The sequence below is a fragment of the Cytophaga sp. genome, from assembly GCF_051961495.1.
Taxonomy (GTDB): domain Bacteria; phylum Bacteroidota; class Bacteroidia; order Cytophagales; family Cytophagaceae; genus Cytophaga.
On the sequence record NZ_JBQCDF010000261.1, the window covers coordinates 1 to 3,139 of the forward strand.

The 3,139-nt window shown below is 41.6% G+C and carries 3 protein-coding genes; all 3 read right to left on the reverse strand.

Annotated elements, in window-relative coordinates; genetic code table 11:
- Positions 1–51: 51 nt before the first annotated feature.
- Entirely contained in the window at positions 52–579 is a 528-nt protein-coding gene (locus ACTHJT_RS14555) for a ferritin (RefSeq protein WP_440239474.1), read from the reverse strand.
- Positions 580–695: 116 nt separating this feature from the next.
- Positions 696–1,055: a hypothetical protein gene (locus ACTHJT_RS14560; RefSeq protein ID WP_440239476.1), complete on the reverse strand. Its 360-nt coding sequence runs from the start codon at positions 1,053–1,055 to the stop codon at positions 696–698.
- Between the two features lie 190 nt (positions 1,056–1,245).
- Positions 1,246–3,114 (reverse strand): ABC-F family ATP-binding cassette domain-containing protein, encoded by a 1,869-nt coding sequence (locus tag ACTHJT_RS14565; protein ID WP_440239478.1) that lies wholly within the window; start codon positions 3,112–3,114, stop codon positions 1,246–1,248.
- Positions 3,115–3,139 lie beyond the last annotated feature (25 nt).

The window sequence follows — 3,139 nt, forward strand, 5'->3', positions numbered from 1 at the left end:
TCCCATCCCGATAGCTATCGGGATGGGATTTTTGTTTTATCTGAAATCAGATTATTCTTGTCCGCCAATCTTGGCGATTTCTTTGTCAAGTAAGAATTTACCCGCTGAGCTGTCAACATCAATCACTTCAAATAACTCCAGTGCTCTTCTTGCGTTTTCTTCTTCTTCACGTTGTTCTTTTACAAACCACATAATGAATTCTTCTGTAGCAAAGTCGTTTACTTCGCGGCATTTCGCAACAATTTTATTGATTGAAAGCGATACCGCTATTTCGTTTTGTAAAGCTGTTTCAAATACGCTCTTTAAGTTTTTGTATTCCTGAGGAACTTCACCGATTACTGGAGTGATCGCTGTTCCGCCAACATCGTTGATGTATTTGAATATTTTAAGAAAGTGCGTGCGCTCTTCTTCAGCCTGTGCGTATAAATAATCCGCAGATTGTTTGAAACCATTTCTTTCAAGCCATGAAGCCATTGCCAGATATTTGTTAGAAGCTTCCGCTTCCATTTTGCATTGCGCGTTCAATATGATTTCTATTTCCTCTTTCAGGGATGTACGAAGTCTTACCAGGTCTTTCATCTTAGTAACGATTTAAAATTCCATAAAATTGATATACAAGTATACTAACAATATTGAGTTTTAGTTCAACATTGCTGATACCCTAAGGGAATTTGTAATAAATCTAAATAGAATGATTAGCGTGTTACCTGCATGCCCAGCGTTTCGTGCAGTACAGAATTAAGCTCTAAAGAGAATTTTGTGCCGTCCAATAAGTCGCGCAGCTGGATGATTTCGCACAGTGTAAGCTTTTGTGCAATGCCGCTTTTTGGTGATTCGATCCATTCAAAATCGTAATCGTCGGATAGGTTAAAAATCATCTCATGGATGTTTACTGTTTTTACAGTACGGCGGAAAATAAAGAAATCACGGATCTTGAAAGAAGCGCTGATATCGCCAAACTGCAGATAAATACGATCTGTAACATCACACTGGTACGTTGCACCTTTGCCTGTTCTGTACAATTCTGTCATTTGGGTATCAAAATGCTCTGTCATTACAAATTCGATTTGATTTCTATATCAAAAATACGAAGAAAATCACTCAATACCTAGAATTAGTCTAAATAAGGATTTGTTTTATTGTATTGAAAATGATTTAGATATAGAATTGATTAGTAAAAAATACAAATAAGGCCGACTTTGAGATCGACCTTATTCTTAAAACTTATTACCTAAAACCTAAAACTTAATTCTTCTCCGATAATTCCAGCCAACGCAGGGTTTTATTTTCTAATTGCGTTTCCAGTTGCTCCAGCTCTTTTGACCATTGCGCAATGTTCGCGCCTGAATCCGGATTGGAAAGTTTTTCGATCAGTTCGTTTTTTCTGGTTTCGTCTGCTTCGATTTCTTTTTCCAAATCTTCAAATTCTTTCTGTTCCTTAAACGAACGCTTGCTGGTATTCTTCGCTTCTTTCTGCGCAGCCGCTGCTTTGGCAGCTTCTTTCACTTCCGGCTTACGTGAGGTTTCAATTGCTTCTTCTACTTCGTAACGGTAGTCAGTATAGTTACCCGGATACTCACGCATTACACCTTCGCCTTCAAACACTAACAAATGATCTACCAGTTTATCCATGAAATAACGGTCGTGTGACACGATGATCAGGCAGCCTTTGTAGTTTTCCAGATAATCTTCCAATACGCTTAAGGTAGAAAGATCCATGTCGTTGGTAGGCTCGTCCAGGATCAGGAAGTTTGGCTGGCGCACCAATACAGTAAGCAGGTGCAGACGTTTTTTCTCACCGCCGCTCAGCTTTTCGATAAATTCATACTGGCGTGAAGGCTCAAACAAAAAGCGTTTCAGCAGGGCAGAAGCGCTTAGCTCTTCGCCGTTACCGGTCTGGAACTGTTCAGCAATTTCTGTTACCAGTTCAATTACTTTTTGTCTGGGTTTAAAAGTTAAACCTTTCTGTGTATAATAACCTAAGTGAATGGTTTCACCTGTTATGATCTCACCTGAATCGGGCTGTATGGCACGGTTGATCAGTTGCAGCAAGGTGGTTTTACCGCTGCCGTTCTTACCGATGATACCAAGCTTTTCATTTTTTCTGAAAATGTAATTGAAGTCGGTAAGAATTTTTTTCTCACCAAATGCCTTGTTTACATGATGCAGTTCCAGAATTTTATTTCCCATACGGCGGCTGCTGAAGTCCAGCTGCACATCGCCTTGTCCCGCTTCTTTCAATTGATCTCTATTTCCCTCCATAGAGTGGAATGCCTCGATCCGGTATTTCGCTTTGGTACCGCGGGCTTTGGGCTGGCGGCGCATCCATTCAGCTTCCTTGCGCAAGGTATTCGTTACTTTCTCCAGCGAAGCAGTACGGATCGCCTCTTCTTCCGCTTTGCGTTCCAGGTATTCCGGGTATTTGGTGCGGTACATCTGAATTTTTCCCGCTTCCAGTTCAAGGATACCGTTAGCAACTTCATCCAGGAAATATCGGTCGTGGGTAATGAACAACAACGTTTGTTGTGAAGCTTTCAGTAATTCTTCGAGCCATTCGATCATATCCAGATCCAGGTGGTTGGTAGGCTCATCCATTAACAGCACATCCGGTTCCTGTAGCAATACGCGGGCAAGGGCCACGCGGCGCTGCTGTCCGCCTGAAAGATTCTGCACTTCAAGCGAAGCATCCTGTAAGCCTAATTTGGAAAGAATACGTTTGGCTCTGTCTTCAAACTCCCATGCCTGCAAGGCATCCATCATAGTGATGGCTTTTTCCATGTCATCGCTGTTAAGCGTTACCATGGACTCTTCATACAGCATGATCGCTTCGCAGATATCCTTACGGCTCTCTAACGCAACTTCAATGATTTTTTTTCCGGCAGGTAAAACAGGATCCTGTTCCAGATAGCCTACGGTCGCGCTTTTGTGTATCGCGATCACTCCGGAATCCGGCTGCTCAAGGCCCATCACAATTTTAAGCAGCGTTGACTTGCCCGCGCCGTTACGGCCAACGATAGCAACCTTTTCTCCTTTGCTTAAGCCAAGTGTTATGCCATTTATAAGTTTTTTATCACTGAATGATTTTGAAAGATTGTGAATGGAAAGGATGTTCATTAATATGAATTATGAATTATGAATT

Bases quoted from the DNA above. Each gene is read 5' to 3' on its own strand.
- ACTHJT_RS14560 (WP_440239476.1), bottom strand. From the start codon at position 1,055: ATGACAGAGCATTTTGATACCCAAATGACAGAATTGTACAGAACAGGC.
- ACTHJT_RS14565 (WP_440239478.1), bottom strand. From the start codon at position 3,114: ATGAACATCCTTTCCATTCACAATCTTTCAAAATCATTCAGTGATAAA.
- ACTHJT_RS14555 (WP_440239474.1), bottom strand. From the start codon at position 579: ATGAAAGACCTGGTAAGACTTCGTACATCCCTGAAAGAGGAAATAGAA.